The organism is Pseudomonas sp. F220 (assembly GCF_057813935.1).
In genome coordinates this window covers 12,411-30,342 of sequence record NZ_JBVASJ010000052.1, presented here as the reverse complement: position 1 = coordinate 30,342, position 17,932 = coordinate 12,411, and the positions used below count along the sequence as shown (strand labels likewise).

Here is a 17,932-nt window from a genome sequence, read left to right as displayed (position 1 = left end):
CCGGTGTATTCGAGTTCGGAGAAGGTCTTCTGCACGCGCGTAACGCTCACGGAGAGGGTGGTTGGTTGAAGGTACTCAGTGTGCCAAGGGTGGGGACGGTTGGCTATTTTTGCAGCGTCTCCTTAGCGCGGTCTGTTTTGGCTATTTCTTCTACGTCCGTTATCGTAATCGTACGTTGAAGTCCTCGCTAATCAAGTTCGATAACATCAGTTGGTTGGTGGACGCGATGCTCTCTAATACTTTTTCACCGCGCAGCGATGGATAGTCTACCGTGACAGTATTAAATTTCGAATTAGGTGTAGCATCAGGATTAGATGTGGCTAAAAAACCGCCACCCCAGCTATTATAAGTTATTTTGCAGTGCAATAGCATCGCCATACTTGACTGTATTATTCATTCTTAATTACTCCACTGATCGAGTTTTATTGATTGCGCTCGCCTCGGCCGGGTGAGAAAACAGAAGGCGGTCTCAGGTTCCAAGTGCAACAGTCAGTTGATGGTTTCGAACTTGTTGTTCGCTAATAGCTGAAGGTAATCAACCAGTACTTCGACCGGAAATTTCCAACCCAGTGTCTGGCGTGGTCGAGTGTTCAGCATGTCGGCAATTTCGTCCAGTCGCTCCTGGGTGACCAAGGAGAGATCCGTGCCTTTGGGCAGATACTGGCGCAGCAAGCCATTGGTGTTTTCATTGCTGCCGCGCTGCCATGGACTGTGCGGGTCTGCAAAGTAAATTTTCATGCCAGTGTGTGCCGTGATTTCGGCGTGACGGGCCATTTCACTGCCTTGGTCGTGTGTCATAGTTTTCAGCAGCGATGGCGCCATCCGCGACATCTCTCGGGTAATAGCTTGAGCGGCGGCATCCGCGGTCGGTGCGTCGAGTTTTGCCAGGATCACGTAACGGCTGGTGCGCTCAACCATCGTAGCGACAGCAGAGCGATTGTTGGCCCCGATGATCAGGTCGCTTTCCCAATGCCCTGGAACAAGGCGATCAGCGACCTCCGGTGGACGCAAGTGGATGCTGAGCTCAGCAGGATAGCGCTCTCGACGTATGGCGCTCGGGGTTCGCGGGCGACGCTTGCCCTTACCTTGGCGCAAGTAGCTAATGAGCTGACGCTTTAGCTCTCCTCGCGGATAGCACTATCTTTCTTCAAAAACGCTTTATCACGCATCCCTACTGACAGCTTCGACAGTGGCAGGCTCAGGGATTGATAAGGTTGCAGAACGCTGTCGCAGTGCTCATTCAGTACCCAGGAGAAACCCGAGAGCATGACCACCAGATAAATGAAGGCAAATAACATGATCAGCCCCATCGGCACGATACGCACCAGACTGGAACGCGGGCAGCTTAAGTCCTCGCGGTGAGTCAAACATCCACGTGAAGCGTCACCGCGCAATTGACGAATCTGCTGATACATGGAATCGAGGATCTCTTCGAGCTCCATGCCACGAGCGCCTGATCGGAACTTGCCCTTAAAGCCCAAGCCCAAACACAGGTACATCAATTCCAGAACCGGCAAGTGATTGAGCGGTTTTTTTGACAAACGATCCACCAGCTGGAAGAACTTCTCACCGCCAAAGGCATCGCTGTGAAAGTGCCTAAGCAAGCTCATGTGTGACCACCCGCTTGCTTTGCCCCAGGGTTTAGCGACAACCGCTTCGTCAATCACTGTGCAGAGTACGTAACGGGCAGCCATCACCTGGCGGATTTCGGCGCCGCTGTGCAAGGCACGAGCTTCAAACAATTTCACTCCGGCGACCAATCGCTGGTTAAGCGCATATACATCTTCACGAGCATCGCTTCGATTGAGCCGAACCATTTCCGACAACAGTTCAGAGGCCGCAGCCACGAGCAAATTGACGCTCATGTTAAACGCTTCGGGTGGGCGTAAACGCGCGGCGTAGATCATGCGCTCATCCAGGTCCTGGATCATGTTGGTCGGGTCCTAAAAGTCCAGAACTTCAGTTCAAACGAAGCAAGCAAGAGCATTGCGGCCTGCCTACGCGGGCAGGTCAACTCCAACCATGCGGCGTGTCAGGATCGCATGTTGAACCAGCACAACCAGTACACCCAAGATCAACCCGAGCAGCAGACTGAAAGCGATGATCAGTAACTTCTTCGGTTTGACTGGGCCAAACGGTTCCTGCGCACGACGATCGATTGTCACCAGATTCAAATGACCCACGTCTATATTGAGACTGCCTATGCGCACCTCTTCAGCGCGGAACGAGTCAATATCAGGCACGAAATTCTCATCGTCCATACGCTTCCTCAGGGTCTCAACCTCCCGATTAACGTTCAGCATCTGCAACTCTTTGCTGATTTTGGCGACACGATCGTTGGTAAAGTCGTCGTTGGTGCGTTGCTCCAGGGTCGCGCGTTCAGCCTCAAGTGCATCGGTGCCCAAGAAGTACAACGGACTCGATTGGTTGTTGATTTCAGTGCGTATGATCTGGTTTGAATCGTTATGGAGTGAATCCGCCATGGAGAATGGCGAGGTGGTTTTTTTAATGCCCATCTTCTTGGCGATGACGATGGCCTCGGCCAGTTGTTGCAATCTGTTGTTGCGCTCCATCTTCATCTGCAAGCGCAGGCCGCTAAGTTCATCCTCCAACTGCGCACGCTTGACCTGATCGCCTTCAAGCAAGGTGGCAATTTGTTGCTTTTTTTGGATCTCGTAATTGAGGCGAGCAGCGTCAATATTCGTCTTGAGCCCACTGAGGCGATTATTGATGATGACCTTGAGGTCAACGTCGACCTGGTTGTGTTCTGCGCCAATGGCGTAGTCAACAAAAGCATTTAGAATTGCCGCTCCATCGACCCCCTCGGGGTATTGCATTTCCAGGTGAATATCATTGCTGAAACCGTTTTTTTTCGGGTCAGGCACCGTCAAGCTGATAAAGTCTTTGTTGAATACTTCAAACGCCTGCACAAGACTCCGCCCCGGTCGCTGAAGCGCCTTGAACAGAGGTTCGTTGGCCTTAAAAAAGTCGAAGCGTGTGTCATAGGAGTCCAACCGTGCGCCCACCTTTCTCAGGGCCTCATCCGCGGATAACGGGTAGACTCCAGAATGGTTCAAGGCGTCCAGTTCGCTGATACTGGCCGGCCGCAGTATGCTGACAACCTTATATTCATTTGGGGTAAAAATTATATAAACAATGCCGGCGAGCATCGCCAGAACCATACAGCCGATCAGCTTTTTCTTCTGCTGAATGACCAGATGGAATAATTCAAACAGATCAATCTCATCAGAGATCACATAAGAGGGGACTTGGGTAGGATTATTCGACATTAATACACCTGACGCGCTGTCGTTCAATATCAGAAAACATTTCCTATTTGAACAAGTGATACAAAAGTACAGGGCGTACCCCGAACATGAACGATATACGGCTAAAAAAGGAGCGCGAGCTACGAACGACGTAGCAGAGCTGACTAGAACAATAAATACCGCATCAGAACATCACTGGGTCTTCGAACGAGTAGTCGGTCGGCATAGATGAACCTCGAACCTGGAACGACACCGGGCCAGCCCCATGTTGCGCCGCTCGTGCAACAACCTGGTAAACACCTGTTTATGTGGGTAAGGGTCACCGCGTAACGTCACAACGGTCTCTTCCAGATGCTCTTTGTAAGTCACGTTTGGCAACGACCGCGCAAGTTCAGCGTGCTTGAGTAATGCTACGCGTGAATGCAAACCTGAGAGCGCGTGATAAGGGCCTAGCTCTACTGCTTCCGACACTACAGAACTGACACAGAATAGAGTTGCAACGGCAACCCTAAAAAGCCAACACGCACGTATCAGACTAATCATATGATTTTATTGATGATGGAGAACTCTAATAGTTCGCTCAAATAGTAAATTCAAGTGCCAGAGTTTGGGCCTTCTTGAAAGATATTACCAAATGATCCCCACGGGTAAGTTGCAGTGCATTAGAGCCGTTCGGGACGGAGTTACCATGCCATGCTCCGCTCACATACCGCCACTGATACACAGGGGAAAAAACCGATGAGCCCGCTGCTGATGTCATGCGCTCAAGATCGATTACGGCACCCTCGCTATTTTCTCCCGTGGTCAATATCGAAATGGGTACTTGATCCATAGAAGCAATCGAATAGTCGCCGCTCACCAGCCAACTATCGACAACGCCCGGGCCATAAGAGCCTAACAGGAAGCCCTCATGCCGTTGCACATCTCCCGCCCGGGGGGTGCTCATCACCTGAAGACTCACTGATTTTGACTTGGCCACCTCGATTAAGCTTCGGGTAACTGTCACATACACTTCAGCAGTTGTCTCTGGCCAGTTATCCGGCTCAATCAACAAGTCGTAGACCAATTCGTTCGGGTCCTTGACCGTCAGCGATTCGCCAAGACTTTCCCCGTTGAAGAACAGCGTAATCGTATCATCCACCTGGGTCGTGTCGCTCACGGCTGAAACCACAATGGGAACCTGCGGTGCGAGCGTCGCTTTGTCCAGTATCAACGGCCCCGCTGACGGATTTTGATCGAGTACTTGATACAAGTACGGCGGTGCGAGCTGTTCCATGTTGGCCATGTTTTTAATCTCTATTCGCGTGATATTAGGCGCCAGCCAAGTCAAAATACGCACCCACGCCGCTCGGCGGCAAGGTATCGATGTGACAATGCAAAATTTTCGAATATTGCCAGTCGGATGAATCATTCTGACGCTGAAAAACCTCCTCTAGTGAAGACGGAAATGAAGTAAACGGGCTGATTATGTACTGCACATTGCATCGCCCCATCAAACCTTCTGCAGATTGGCCGAAACCCCAGAGTTCGATGCTCGGAAACCAGATATCTACATAACCGCGAGCAATATCCGGCTTGCTAACTTCTCGACCCAGAGGGTTTATAATCAGCGTTGCCATGGGGTCAGTACTGGCCATCCAACCTGACACTTCTAACATCACATTCACCACGTACCGAACGCCATGCCATGAATCATCTGGATTATTATCGACAATTGGAACCCGAATGGTCAGACCGTTGCCGATAGTTTTAGTGTTAATGACTACACCATGCCCTAACGCCTCGACGATGGTTGGCGCTTTTTCGATCCCGTCATACAAACGACGCGCAGGTGTGCCAGGATCACCAGTCGAATAAAAGCGTAGTGCGGTCGATAAACTCGCAGGCTCGTTGGCCGGCAATACAATGTAAGCCAGCTCGTTATAGCGATTATCGTCGAATGTTAGGTTATGCAGCCCGAATTTCGAGAATGATGCGTCTACCGGCCCCGGACCTGTTCGCGTTAAGCTTGGGTCACCCACACGTTGAGCCCTTCGGTTACACAGTACAAATATCCGATCTCCGCCAGCATTGTTCGTATAGCCTGGAATTTTACAGTCGATCTTATCAACTGTATCTCCGGGCGGCACTTGCACTAAATCAGACAATAATTGCGGCCCCTCCAACGTGGAAAGCGCACTATTGAAGTCTGGCATGACGAACGCTGAAACTAGCTCCTCAACAATACCGCACTTCCCGTAAATGACGCCTGCATAATTACCGAATGTCTTCGCCGCACAGACATAGACATCTGCAACGCCGTCAGCATCAGTAAGCACTTCCACCCAACCTTGATCTTCGTCAACACTTAGAACATCCTTAGCCGCTGAGTTCAAAGCGGGATAGCACTTCACGCCGGCAAACGATTGCCCCTCCGGAGGAGACAGACGAAAGTTCATGTTTCTCAAGCTCGAACCTGTTATCAGATCAGAGATATAAGCGCGACAAACGAAGTAGTTGCCACATGAGCTCAGCGGCGTGTCATACTCGCCGAATGCGAGCTGCAACTGATACGGATAAATACTTCGCTCGATGCTTACGCTAGGAGCGACCACCGTATAGGCATAGCTCGCTGGCACTTCAACCCCAGCGACAATGGCTTTAGCAATAAAGCTAGCGTGGGCAACCGTTGTAGAATTATAGATCGCGCGAATCGTTGCGGTAGCAACTGAGGGGTCCGCGTCTTGGCTGCGCGCGACAACTTGCCATGCCAAATACTCTGAGTTTTTTGTGGTGTCCTTGGAAGGGGAACCATAAAGAGCAAATGTTTGATGCTGGGTACCAACATTTTCAAAAATCACGATCTGCCCATCGGCGCAACCACCAGGGACGGCCAGGGTTGCAGTGAACGTAACGACCTGCCAAATGTAGAACTCATAGGCCTTATTAAATGTGTCAGGTACCACGAGCAACGAGGCCCCCGCATCTAAACGATTCGTACTCATTAGTCTCCTCCTGAAACCATTATTACCGGGGACGTCATACCGTTACCGTCATGCCGAGATTGGCATTGCTCGCCAGAGTCAGCGACAGTTCATCGCCTTTTTTCAGCGCTACGCCAAGGCCGGACAACCTAAATACCCATTGCCCTGTGGCGTAAGTCATTGTCCCAACTACCGTTGCCTCGCCGACCGCCTGTGAACGTCGAGACAAACTCAGCGTGGCCGCTCCCAATACTTGGTCCAGAGGTGAAATGAGTACGTCATCGTTCTGAGAAATCGCATAATCAAAGGGCACTATCCACGAATCGATCACACCACTGAGATAAAATCCATCATATGTCGCTTGGTGATATTGCACATCCGCCTCCGCGCTAGGCGCATTAATAACGGTAATACTCAAAGCTCTTGAGATTGAAATATTGGCCGATCGGCTTTCTACTGTGTATGTTATATTGAACTGACCATCACTAAACACAGAAACTGGTCTAATTTGAATACTCTTTCCCGCCAAAGAAAATAATCCTGGATCTGATACATAGCCGTATCGCAGAAAACTATCCTTTCCATTCGAGCCTTCAATGCGAATCGTTATCTTGTCACCACTATTGACTTCTGCGTAGCGACTGATAACTATCTGAATATAATCATCCTTGATATCGCCAAGATCAAGAATTCCGTTATCCGCATTCGGCAGCAATGGTGCATCGAGGTCACTTTCTCTCATTGCAACTCTCCTATGCCTACCCGCCAAAAGAGACGGGCAGGCCCCCATCAGATTGGGAATTAGCGCGAGTCACTAAGACCCGAACTGTAGAACTTAGCGCTCACGGGTAGCGATGTGGTAGTTTTAATTGGTAAACTCGCCTCGTAATACGTTGCAGTAATATCACCTAAAGCCCCATTTTTCGGATTAGCGGCATAGCCCTTTGTCTCGGAAGCAGGTACTGTCACAATCATAAATTTATTAGCTAGATCCGTTGGACTCGGTGCATTGAAAGGGTACGTAACCGGAGTTGCCGGCTTAAACACACCGCTATCGACATCCCAACCACTAAGGGTGAGATACACGTTCCCGGCTTTTGGCACGACGTTTGAGACAGTCCAGTCCAGCTTAAGCCGCAGTTCTGGAGAACACATCTTCGGAGTCACCCGGTGCGGGTAATCGATTGTTGTATCCATAAAAATCGGAGCTGGTATAGCCTGATTACCGGGCGGCGGCGTAACTGGTTGCGTGGTAGAGGCTGAACGCATCGCAAATATTCCCGTGCTGGAAGATTGGTTCATTTCTCCTCCACCCGACATAGTGATATACGACACATGACTTAGTAAACCAGCAGAAGCGTCTCCCGGTATTGTCGGCGCATTCAGAAGGTCAACCGGCAAGTAAAAATACCTATCATTATTATTCCATGACGTCTTGTCGACGAATATCTTCGTCAAAGCATAATTGATCACTTTCGATTGACTTGCATTCAGATACGACACAATCAAGTAAAACTGCGTCCCATCAGTGTACGATTTCCGATAAGGTATTCCTCCCATCACCGCTGCCTCTTCTGACACGTCGACTACGCTCCGTGTAAGTTCAGGCCCGTCAATATTAGGATCGGCTTTCGCCATATCAGTAACTATTAGGACGCCATTACTGTTACTATTCCCAGGCATATCAAAACGAACATCACCAGCTAATAGTTTACTGCCCGCGCAAATATAAAGATCAAATTTCCCACTCGGATCACTTTTTACCAATTGAACGGTACCAGCATCGGGGTAATCCGCACCTGCACTATCGATAGTAAGTCTGGACTTCGCCGCACCTGTATAGATATAAAGGTTATTCAAAGCGCCTTCGATATTAGAGACTCCACTTGCATCCACCGTACCAGACGTCAACCTTAAATTAGCAACAAATTGCTTGCCGATAATTGGCCTTTCATCTCTATCCATTGGTACATAATTGACCTTAAAGTAATTTATCGGTGCGGGGCTATTACTGGGTGCCGTGATACTTGTATTAGTCAGCAAGAGCCTATTATCAGAATAATAGTCTCTGCCTGGGGTTGCTTGATTAATTGTTATACCATTGATCTTATCAATTGGAACTGGTGCTACACCTTCCTGAAAGAATGTAGCGCCCAAGTTAACTGATCCCCCATCCACCCCAAAGATATAAACCTCTAGCTCTATCGTCCCTGCGTTTGTGCTAACAAAGCGCTGGTCAACAATCACCCTGCCACTCGCTAGCTTGGGATCAACTACCCTAACCCCAACTTCATCTTGACCCGGTAGATCAAGTGCAAACTGGACGTAATCTGTAGCTTTAATTTTATTAGTCAAGGCACTCAACGTTACAGTGAACTTTACAACCTCCCCCCAATAGACGTCCCCCGGCTGCGGCGCCGAAAAGATGACGGACTGGCTACCACCCACAAACTCACTTCCTTTAGCTGACATAGCACAAACTCCTAAAATCATATAAAAACATTCATTGCACGCGTTAGCGATGCATCTCATAACACAACAACAACAACAACAACAACAACAACAACAACAACAACAATAGAAACTATAAAAATTATGGCCACTTGCAAATTCTTTAACTAGTTCTTTAGAAAGAGTAGCGCAACCCCACATCCCCCCCCACCGCAGAGTTGCCATAACCCTTACCCGGACGCGCCTGACCATTGGCTTCACCATACACTTGCAGGCGATCGCTAAGTTGCGCACTAACACCCAACGCAAGTTGTACGCCACCACCAACGTTAGCGGTAGTGAACTCCTGCCCTGCCAATGTAGGTTGATCACCGGTCATCCAGGTGTAATTACCACCTAGATCCGCATACGGTTTAATGGTGGTCCCTTTGTTATAGATCGGATAGCTGACCCTGATGCCAGCAGCGGTCGTCCACGCCTGAGCATTGCCGAGCGAGGCTTTAACACCATCGGCGTCCACCATGTCGCGAAAGTGCGTGGTTTGCCCCATAAACTGAGCATGGGGTTCAATTTCTACGCCCGACGCCAAGGTGATCCGGCGCCCTGCTTCGAGTGAAAAGTCCAGCCCGGAGCCATACAGCGTGCCGGCGTTGCGGTTCAGGCCGTCGACACTGGTACGGTAAAAACTTGCCCCCAGTACGCCATCTGCGTACCAGCCTTGCGCGGACACCCAGGTTGAGGTCAACGCAAGGTTGTAGGCCTGAATTGACAAGTTGCTGCTGGTCGCTTGCGTCGTGCGCGGCGTCGCATGAACCGTACCGATGGTCGCGGCCAGCCCCATGCGGTAGGTATCGCCATCTGCCGCTGTATGACGCAGGAAGTTGCCACCGAATTGCAGGGCCTGGCTGTGCTGGTCAAAGCCGAAGCCGTACTGTTGAAAACTGCGATTGGAGGTATAGCTGCCGCTCTCGCCCAGCGTCCGCGCGAATGTTTCATCGCCGAGTTCGTCGCTTGACGAGGCGATGTCGCCAAGGCGGGCGTGCAAGCCGCTCATCAACATCGCGTTGTAGCGTTGCAACACCAGCGGTGCAATCAGGTAGGAACTGGTCTGCGGCACAACCAAGGGCCGCGTGCCCGGAGGGGCGACGGTGGGAACGCCCGGAATAATGTTCCCGTGATCGTCCTCATATGCCGTTTGCAGACGGTAGTCCCAGCCACTGCCACCGCTCAAGCCACTCGACCCATAAGGCCCTCCGGGCCCGTAGCCGAACAACCGATATTGGTAGAGGCTGCCAGGGCTCGCGACATAAGCCGTGTCAAGTTTGAATGAAGTCGCTGTCGCGCTACCACCGACCTGCGCAACCGAGATACCTTCCCCGGCATGAAACTTATTGTCGTCTGCCGTATTGGTGTTCGCCCCGGTTCCGGTGGTGGTGATGTGCAGTGTGGTGGTGCCTGTGGCATTCCCGGCGATCATCACTTTATCGGTGTTGGACGCCTGCGTTGCCCCACCCACACCCAACTCGGTGTTCAGACCAATGGTCCCGCCACCGGTGTAGTCTCCGGCAACAGACAAGGTTTTGTACTCCGCCACACCGTCGTTCGTGGCCGGAGTCGAGAACTGGATCACGCCCTTGTTCGTCAACTGCTGCACGCTGGAGTCGCCGCTCATGTTCCAAACCGTATCGGCATCTGCCAGGGTCGCGTTGACCTGACCGCCGTTACTCTGGGTAATCACACCGTTCAATTGGCTGCCCCCCGACAAACCGAAATACGCCACGGCGCCTGCCACGCTTGAGGTAATGTCGCCATTGAGGCGCGTGCCATCCGCGTTAAATATGCTCGTGCCTGCCGAAGAAACCGTATAGACCCCAGCGCTGCCGCCGTCGACCGATCCGCCCTTCAACGTCAGATCCGTGCCCCCTGCCGCCGAAATCGCTGCCTCGTTATTGACATTGGAGATCCTGACGATGCCAGCGTCCAGGCTGCCACCCGCCACCACCAGGCCGCCAGTAAGCAACGTCGCGTTAGCACTCAAGGCCCCCGCGCCCTTCTTGGTGAATACGGCGTTCCCACCGAGCGCCAACCCACCACTGGCATCCTTGGTATAGGTAGCAATCGAGCCCAAGGTCGCCGTCACGTCGGCATCGACTACGACACTGCCGCTATTGAATACTTCCACCCCGCGCAGGGACTCAAAGCCGGCAGGGTCCGTGCCCTTGGATATCTGCAAGTTCCCGCCTTGCAGACGCACTTCACGTTCAAACGTCGTATCACCCAGGTTATTGTCTCGGGTGACTTGCAAGGTACCGGCATTGATCTGTGTATTGCCGACATAGGTGTTGTCCGCAGTAACTGTAGTGGTGCCAGAACCATTTTTGACGACATACACCCCTACCCCGTTCGACGCGGGATCACCGATGTGGTAACCAATTGGCCCGTCGGCAATGTCAATTTTATCGTTGGAGCCGATGACCCCACCGTTACCGCCATCGGTGTACTGGATCTTGATATCACCCCAATTTGCAGCAGTTTCCGGGTGGTCTCGATCAAAAACCGCAGAAGTACCCGACAGATCCAGCCAGCCGTTATCGATAGTGAAGGTTTTGTCGAAGGCATTTGGGTTAGCCAACCCGGTTATTTTCAGAACGCCGCCATTGAGGTAGCTGTCCTTGATCCCACCCCATGCTGCATCGCCCTGCATCACCTGGGTATTGCTGCCCGTTTTGTACAGGTCGGCCAAGCCTTGGGTGGTTCCGCTGAACACGTACGTGCCCGCGGCTGTCGCCTGACCACTGCCCAGATTGAGCCGGGTCACCAGTGCAGGATCCATCTCAATCAGCCCTGCGCCCGTCAAAGCGCCGATAGAGAGCGTCTGGCCCGTGGCACTGAGCTTACCTGCAGATGTACCTATAATGGCTAGAGAGTGTGCGCCCGTGGCTGCGTCAAGTTGCACGATCGAGTTCGCTGCCGAGGCGCTACCATTGAAAACCAGCGTACCGCCAGCGTTGGCCAGCAAGGCATTGCCATTGGTGTCAACTCCATCATCGAGCCGGACCGTACCGCCAGAATCAGCAATCGCCCCCCATGACGATGGAACGCCATTAGCAATGGTGGCTGTCGACGCAGCAAACTGGTTGCCCTTGGTTAGCTCCAGCGTGGCGCCGTAACCGGCATAGATCAACGCGCCGTTCTCGGCACTCAGATTTGCGAGCCGCAGACCATTGGCATCGAACGTGTAAGTATTGTCAGCGCCGGTCAAGCTGAAGGCGTTGGCGCCCTCACCGTGGGTGGTTATTTTGGTGCCGGAATCAATCGACACCAAGGCAGCCCTATTGGAGACCGCAAGCCCGTCCGCGCCACTGCCGTGCGTCTCGATTGTCACTCCTTTGCCAATGTTGACCGCTCCTCCCGAAATCACTATTCCGAAGGAGTTGTCCCCTCTCGTCTCAATCGCCATACCATGATTCAGATCAGCTTGCCCGCCCGAGACATTCATTGCGACCGAACCATCACCCTGGGTATCGATTGAGGTTGTGTCGAATGTTGCCGTACCTTTTTGTACATCAACCGCAGTAGACTCTGCACCCGTCGTGCTCACAATCGAATCAGATACACCAACAACCCCCGCCGAGTTGACGCTTATGCCCGTCGAGCCCGTCCCGTCAGCTGTAACTTTTGTCCGGGACATCGTAAGCCCCCCCGAATCCAAGACTTCCACACCAACTGAATGATCAATGACGTGCACTGTATTCATTCTCGAACCGGAAGAACTAGAGAGTATCAGCCCTCCCGCCGAGAGCACTTCTATGCCATGACTATCAACCCCCTGCGCCTCTATGGACACATCCGTGAGACTGACAGCGACTTTGTTATTGCTAACGTAAAATCCATAACCCCCCTCGCCCGAGGTAGTCAAAGACAAGTGACTCCCAACAAAAGTGGAGTCGTCTTGGACATCAATCGCGGCACCCTCTTTACCTGTCGCTATCAGCGATAGATTACTCAGAGCGGCCTGACTGCTGCTAGCAAAAACGGCAAAGCGATGTCCTTCAATAGTGCTACCTGGGTCACCCACAATAGTCAATCCTGCAGACTGAGCCCAGACACCGGCCCCTCCCCCAACATCATTATCTGCACCACCACTCTGATTAATCGTTATCGGTCCACTGAGCGTTGCTGAGACTGACTTGGCGCCGTTCATGCCATCCAAATAGAGGCCATTAACATTAATACCTGTGACGTTTAGCCCCCCACGAGAAGTCAGTTGAGCGCCTTGCCCCACATATACCGCGGAGTTTTGGACCGAATGAATGACACCCGTATTGGGCGATTCAACATTGACATCCACAGCCCCGTTCAATTCGACAATCGCGCCAGTGCCGTTGACATAAATGCCGCTCGCGGCACCGTCACCCTGCCTAGAGACAGACACATCCATCGTTGCACCTGGATCAAGCGTGAACGATGCCGAATCAGGCTGAACACCATCAGCACTTATAGAGGATGAAATAGAAAGACCTCTAATAAGGTTACCACTGGAAATCGAGCGCGCATCAACCGTCAAGTTGCCTTGGGCTTCCAATGACAAATTGCCAGCTGCGCCCCTACTATCCAGATCCAAACCTCTATCGCCTTCGGTATTTTCCAGGAGAACATTATCGCCTGAGCTATACGCCCCTTTCTGATCGATATGCCACGCCGAACTACTGGGCTGTGAATTATCGGGAACCGCCTTTGCGCAATCCCCTAGACTGCGATTGAGCGCCCCGTAAACCACCTCCCGATCCGGCGGACAATCCGCTAAAACATACGAAGAGACACCAAAAAAACCAATACTCGCGATACCAAGAAAGACCCTGCTCAACCTAAAGGGAATAGCACAACCAGAACCAGAACCAATTCGAACGTTCATATAGCGAGTCTCGCTAAGCTAAGGCTAAATCATGCTTAAAGTATCTGCGCACCAGAGGAGCAGCTCCCTCCACCACGTCTCATATATTTGACCCCTACGTCTCACCCTCACTGTAAAATCGTCGATAATAATGAGGTACACGAGCACCATCTAAGACCCGCGCGATTTCGCTCGCTACTCACATGGCACTACCAATAGAAAAGGATGATTAACAGATATTAAAACGCCTGAATGGCGATTAAAGAAGATGAACTACTCACGAAAAACGTCAACACCGAACAGCATTTCACAAACAGCTAAACGGGCAAGCTCATCGATGCGACGACTGTTGAAAGATGCTCAAGAATACTGCTTGCCGAGCACCCCACTCGCCCCTCCATACCAGTGTGAATAGCTTCGGAAGGCGAGCACGAAAAGCGCGCACGAAACGCACGCAGAAAGTGATTACTGCTGGAAAAGAAATATTTGTGCGCGGTTTCAGTAATTGAGCCCGCAGGATGCGCCCCAGGCCGGGTCAAATCCCGGTAGGCCGCATCGAGTCGACGATCCCGAATCATCGCGGCCACACCACCATCCTCAGAAAAGATCCGGTAAAGATGAGCCCGCGAGACACTAAAACGCGCAACAAAATGCTCGACCCCGAGCTGAGGGCTAGTCAGTAGTTCATCCACATAAGCCAGAATCCGACGACGTAATACAATCGACAGCGCCGGCGTGGACAGGACTGGATCGATCCGGCTACGAATGATGGTCCCGGCCAGCAATGAGATTGCTGCGCCCTCGACCGCACACGCATCATTGCCACTAAGCGGCGCGCCATGCTCGCTCAAGCTGATCAACATCTCGCGCAGCAGGCTCGCCAGCGGATCAGTTGAGCGAACCAGCGCACCGTGCAGATTGCGCCCGCCGCTTTCTCGGTCAAGCGCGGCATGCGGCACCATCATCCAGACCGTCTTGCCGCCTTTGGGCGCAAAAGAGCTCGCGGTTTTTGCCAAATCCAGGACGAGAACGTCCCCGACCCGAACGTCGACTTCCCGACCGCCACACACCACGCCCGCTCCGCCTTCCAAAAATAGCTGCGCGACATACAGTTCCTGCTCGGCAGAGAGCACCAGACGCTGATCGCGCTCATGTTGCTGCGCGTTGAACCACATCGTGCCGACCACTGAATTGCCCAGAACATGAGCTGCAAACCCGCCCTCCAGCACAGCATGCTGCCGGGCGTCCGCCACCGTCACCGAGAACAGCGGTGCCGTCAGACGCCGCCAGGCCTCGCTCCTGAGCGACTCATCCAACGAGTGCGTTGAAAAATTGACAGCGGTAGATACATTCGCAGAGCTGCCTAAGTCACCGTCACACGCACTCATGTTTACTTCTCCTTCCCTGGGCCGATTAGAGTTTAAGCAAAATCGCGGAACATCACCCACTCGGTTTCAACGTTGAAATGAAGATCCAACAAACAAATGAAAACCCTGCGGGAGCGAGCAAGCCCGCTCCCACATTTGATCTTCGCGGCTTTGAGCATTACGTCCGCTTAACTAAACGGCATGGGTGATCTGCAGAGGCTATTCGGTCTGACCGGCCTTGGCCTTGAACACCCGTGAAATCAGGCCACCGAGTACCGCCCCCAGAAGCGGCGCAACCCAGAACAACCACAACTGATCGATCGCCCAGCCGCCCTGAAACAGCGCCACACCGGTACTGCGTGCAGGGTTCACCGAAGTGTTGGTGACCGGAATCGAGATCAGGTGAATCAAGGTCAATGCCAACCCAATCGCCAAGGGTGCAAAACTGGAAAGCTCGGGGCGAGACACCACTGAGTTGATGATCAGCACAAAGAACGCGGTCAACACCAACTCAATCAGCGCACAGGCCAACAACGAATACCCGCCCGGAGAATGGGCCGCGTAACCATTGGAAGCAAACCCCGATGCGCTTGCATCAAACCCTGACGCGCCACTGGCAATCACATACAGGACCGCACCTGCTAGCACCGCGCCAAGCACTTGACTAGCGATGTACGGCACCAAGTCCTTGCCAGCAAACACTCCACCAACCCACTGCCCCAAGGAAACCGCCGGATTAAAATGCCCGCCCGAGATATGCCCAAGCGCGTAGGCCATGGTTAAAACCGTGAGCCCGAACGCGAGTGCCACACCCGCGAACCCGATCCCCAGGTTCGGATATCCAGCGGCAAGTACCGCACTACCGCACCCACCAAAAACCAGCCAAAACGTGCCGAACATTTCTGCGACTAATTTCTTCAACATATCCATTTCCTCTATGTGAATGTTGCATGTGAATGCTGCATGTAAATATTGCTGTGCCCCTCTGCAGGCAGGCGCCACCAGCCGACAAGCCCTGATGTCAGTCAAGCGAACGCAATCCTTCAGATTGCGCAGATCAAAGGTGGGAGAGGTCTCGCCTTGCGAGGCTACGAAAGCGGTGAATCACTGATGCGCCCTGCCCTGGGTTCTGCCATCAGTAAATGCGCCACCGCCCGAAAGGCCGGCAACGTAACCCAGTCATTGGCCCCGTTAGCCGGGACTCGTCCCGAGGCCAGGCGCACGATCGTGACCTCTGCCTTGGGGTCGATATACAGTGCTTGACCGAAGATCCCGCGCGCCTCGAATGCACCATCCTTGTCGCCCGAAACCCACCACATATCGCGATAGCTCCAGCCGTCGAGTGCTGTGTGGCCGGCCCGTGCAAACTTCGCCCGGTCGCCACCCCGACGAATGTCAGCCACTACACGCTCAGGGATGATTTTCCGGCCATTGAAACGTCCGTTGTTTCGCATGGCCTCACCAAACCTGGCAAGGTCACGCAACGTCGCATTCAGCCCACCGCCGCCACTCTCGTTGCCCTGGCTATCCACGTCAAAATAGGCATCTTCCTGCGCACCGAGCGGCTGCCAGATTTTGCTCGACAGCAGGCTCCCCAGAGACTGCCCCGTCGCCCGCTTGAGTACCCACGCCAGCACTTCGGCGTTGACGGTCTTGTAGGAGAACTCGGCACCCTGCTCACCGTCGGCTTTCAGGGTTTTTATAAAGTCATAGAGATTGCCGGGGCCGGCATTCTCGGCGGAGCGCGGCATGAAACCTGCCGCGCGCATATACCGCCAGATATCCGCACGGGGATCGCTGTAATCCTCGGAGTATTGAACGGCAACGGTCATGTCCATCAGGTCGCGAATCGTAGCCCGGTCATACGCTGTACCGGCCAGTTCCGGAATGTAGCGTGTCACCAGCGCATCGGCCTTCAACGTGCCGTTGTCCACCAACATGGCTGCCAATGTACCGACGAACGATTTGGTAATGGACATCAACGCATGCGGAGTTTGAGGGTTCAATGCGCCCGCGTATTGCTCATAGACGATTCGCCCTCGATGCATGACAAGCAGGCCATCGGCGTCCGTGAGCGACATCAGTTCAGAGAATGTATGCCGTGTGCCGTCGCTGGCCGAGAACTGAAGCGCCGCCAGCTCAGAACTGCCGCCTGACGCCAGACGTAAAGGCGACGGTGGACCATCTCCACGCCACACGCCCAGCGTCGGCAACAGCCGGCGCATGTTGGAAAAACTCCAGCGGTTGAACGGGTACACCAGGCCATTGGCCAATGTGACCAACTTACCCGACGGCGGCGGCGCACCTTGCATAATCCCGGCAGCCATCGGATCTATCGAGGCGACTGGCGGATGCAGCATCACCGTCTCGCTGTGTGCAGGCATAGCCCAGGTGGCTGCGCAGACGAGCGATGCGCCACCAAGCAGGGCTCGCACTGCACGACTCAAGGCCTTTAGTGGCCATGCTGCAATTGCTTGATCATTGCCGGCCTGGGCAGACCTACCTATCGCTACACATAAGTTTGTGCCTTTCGCACCCTCTCCTACAAGGACAGACGTGTTGTCAAAATTAAGAAGGCCGTTGTACTTCGTACTGACCGTTCCAAGGTCTACTTGAATGTCTTTGAGCGGGTCCAGCTTGACACCGCCCAGACTGTTTACTGTTGCAATAGCTAATACTGGCATGGCAGCACCTCTGTATTTTTCGCAATAAAAGTGCGGGGTGTCACTGCCCAATAGATCGCGAGCGACCTTGGAACATTTAATCCGGCACTTAATCCTTGTTAACGGCTAGCCCCACTAAAAACAACTTTCAGGCCTACTTAGAGCATTGATCAAAGGCAGTATTTGTGCTTAAGCCAGATGATATAAATCACTGGTAAAACCAATAACCAGACATCTATCGCCCACTTGAATTTTGCCGAGTTTTTTGACAGATTTCTCAAGAGAGTCATCCCACACCAAAAACACTTCATTCTAACTATAAAGA

At 52.8% G+C, this 17,932-nt stretch carries 9 protein-coding genes and 3 pseudogenes; 1 reads left to right on the top strand and 11 read right to left on the bottom strand.

Translation table 11 applies throughout. The features are described from left to right. Window positions 1–130 precede the first annotated feature (130 nt). Window positions 131–235 (top strand): annotated as a pseudogene (locus ACZYSM_RS27105) (cation diffusion facilitator family transporter); the annotation flags it as partial. Window positions 236–489: 254 nt separating this feature from the next. On the opposite strand, the pseudogene ACZYSM_RS27100 reads toward ACZYSM_RS27105, so the two are convergent. The 11 genes and pseudogenes from ACZYSM_RS27100 to ACZYSM_RS27050 all read right to left on the bottom strand — a co-directional run. Continuing rightward, window positions 490–1,134: pseudogene (locus ACZYSM_RS27100) on the bottom strand (IS30 family transposase); the annotation flags it as partial. 27 nt (window positions 1,135–1,161) lie between these two features. After that, window positions 1,162–1,925 (bottom strand): annotated as a pseudogene (gene icmH / locus ACZYSM_RS27095) (type IVB secretion system protein IcmH/DotU); the annotation flags it as partial. A gap of 72 nt (window positions 1,926–1,997) precedes the next feature. Further along, window positions 1,998–3,290, bottom strand: a complete 1,293-nt coding sequence (locus ACZYSM_RS27090) for a Wzz/FepE/Etk N-terminal domain-containing protein (RefSeq protein ID WP_489076419.1) — start codon at window positions 3,288–3,290, stop codon at window positions 1,998–2,000. Window positions 3,291–3,849: 559 nt separating this feature from the next. Continuing rightward, window positions 3,850–4,554: a hypothetical protein gene (locus ACZYSM_RS27085; protein WP_489076417.1), complete on the bottom strand. Its 705-nt coding sequence runs from the start codon at window positions 4,552–4,554 to the stop codon at window positions 3,850–3,852. Window positions 4,555–4,579: 25 nt separating this feature from the next. Further along, window positions 4,580–6,253 carry a hypothetical protein gene (locus tag ACZYSM_RS27080; protein WP_489076415.1) on the bottom strand — a complete coding sequence of 558 codons (1,674 nt, stop codon included), beginning with the start codon at window positions 6,251–6,253 and terminating at the stop codon, window positions 4,580–4,582. Between the two features lie 34 nt (window positions 6,254–6,287). After that, window positions 6,288–6,974, bottom strand: a complete 687-nt coding sequence (locus tag ACZYSM_RS27075; protein ID WP_489076413.1) for a hypothetical protein — start codon at window positions 6,972–6,974, stop codon at window positions 6,288–6,290. A 59-nt stretch (window positions 6,975–7,033) separates the two neighbouring features. Then, on the bottom strand, window positions 7,034–8,704 hold the full coding sequence (locus ACZYSM_RS27070; protein WP_489076411.1) for a hypothetical protein: 1,671 nt from the start codon (window positions 8,702–8,704) through the stop codon (window positions 7,034–7,036). A gap of 154 nt (window positions 8,705–8,858) precedes the next feature. Beyond that, window positions 8,859–13,598: an autotransporter outer membrane beta-barrel domain-containing protein gene (locus ACZYSM_RS27065; RefSeq protein ID WP_489076409.1), complete on the bottom strand. Its 4,740-nt coding sequence runs from the start codon at window positions 13,596–13,598 to the stop codon at window positions 8,859–8,861. Between the two features lie 296 nt (window positions 13,599–13,894). Next, entirely contained in the window at window positions 13,895–14,965 is a 1,071-nt protein-coding gene (locus ACZYSM_RS27060) for a helix-turn-helix domain-containing protein (protein ID WP_489076407.1), read from the bottom strand. Window positions 14,966–15,163: 198 nt separating this feature from the next. Next, the gene (aqpZ, locus tag ACZYSM_RS27055) at window positions 15,164–15,868 is read right to left on the bottom strand and encodes an aquaporin Z (protein ID WP_489076405.1); all 705 of its coding nucleotides are present in this window, start codon (window positions 15,866–15,868) and stop codon (window positions 15,164–15,166) included. Between the two features lie 164 nt (window positions 15,869–16,032). Next, window positions 16,033–17,628 (bottom strand): serine hydrolase domain-containing protein, encoded by a 1,596-nt coding sequence (locus ACZYSM_RS27050; RefSeq protein WP_489076403.1) that lies wholly within the window; start codon window positions 17,626–17,628, stop codon window positions 16,033–16,035. Window positions 17,629–17,932: the final 304 nt, after the last annotated feature.

Coding starts and splice junctions, on each gene's coding strand:
- ACZYSM_RS27050 (WP_489076403.1), bottom strand. CDS start 17,628: ATGCCAGTATTAGCTATTGCAACAGTAAACAGTCTGGGCGGTGTCAAG.
- ACZYSM_RS27080 (WP_489076415.1), bottom strand. CDS start 6,253: ATGAGTACGAATCGTTTAGATGCGGGGGCCTCGTTGCTCGTGGTACCT.
- ACZYSM_RS27090 (WP_489076419.1), bottom strand. CDS start 3,290: ATGTCGAATAATCCTACCCAAGTCCCCTCTTATGTGATCTCTGATGAG.
- aqpZ (WP_489076405.1), bottom strand. CDS start 15,868: ATGTTGAAGAAATTAGTCGCAGAAATGTTCGGCACGTTTTGGCTGGTT.
- ACZYSM_RS27070 (WP_489076411.1), bottom strand. CDS start 8,704: ATGTCAGCTAAAGGAAGTGAGTTTGTGGGTGGTAGCCAGTCCGTCATC.
- ACZYSM_RS27065 (WP_489076409.1), bottom strand. CDS start 13,598: ATGAACGTTCGAATTGGTTCTGGTTCTGGTTGTGCTATTCCCTTTAGG.
- ACZYSM_RS27075 (WP_489076413.1), bottom strand. CDS start 6,974: ATGAGAGAAAGTGACCTCGATGCACCATTGCTGCCGAATGCGGATAAC.
- ACZYSM_RS27060 (WP_489076407.1), bottom strand. CDS start 14,965: ATGAGTGCGTGTGACGGTGACTTAGGCAGCTCTGCGAATGTATCTACC.
- ACZYSM_RS27085 (WP_489076417.1), bottom strand. CDS start 4,554: ATGGCCAACATGGAACAGCTCGCACCGCCGTACTTGTATCAAGTACTC.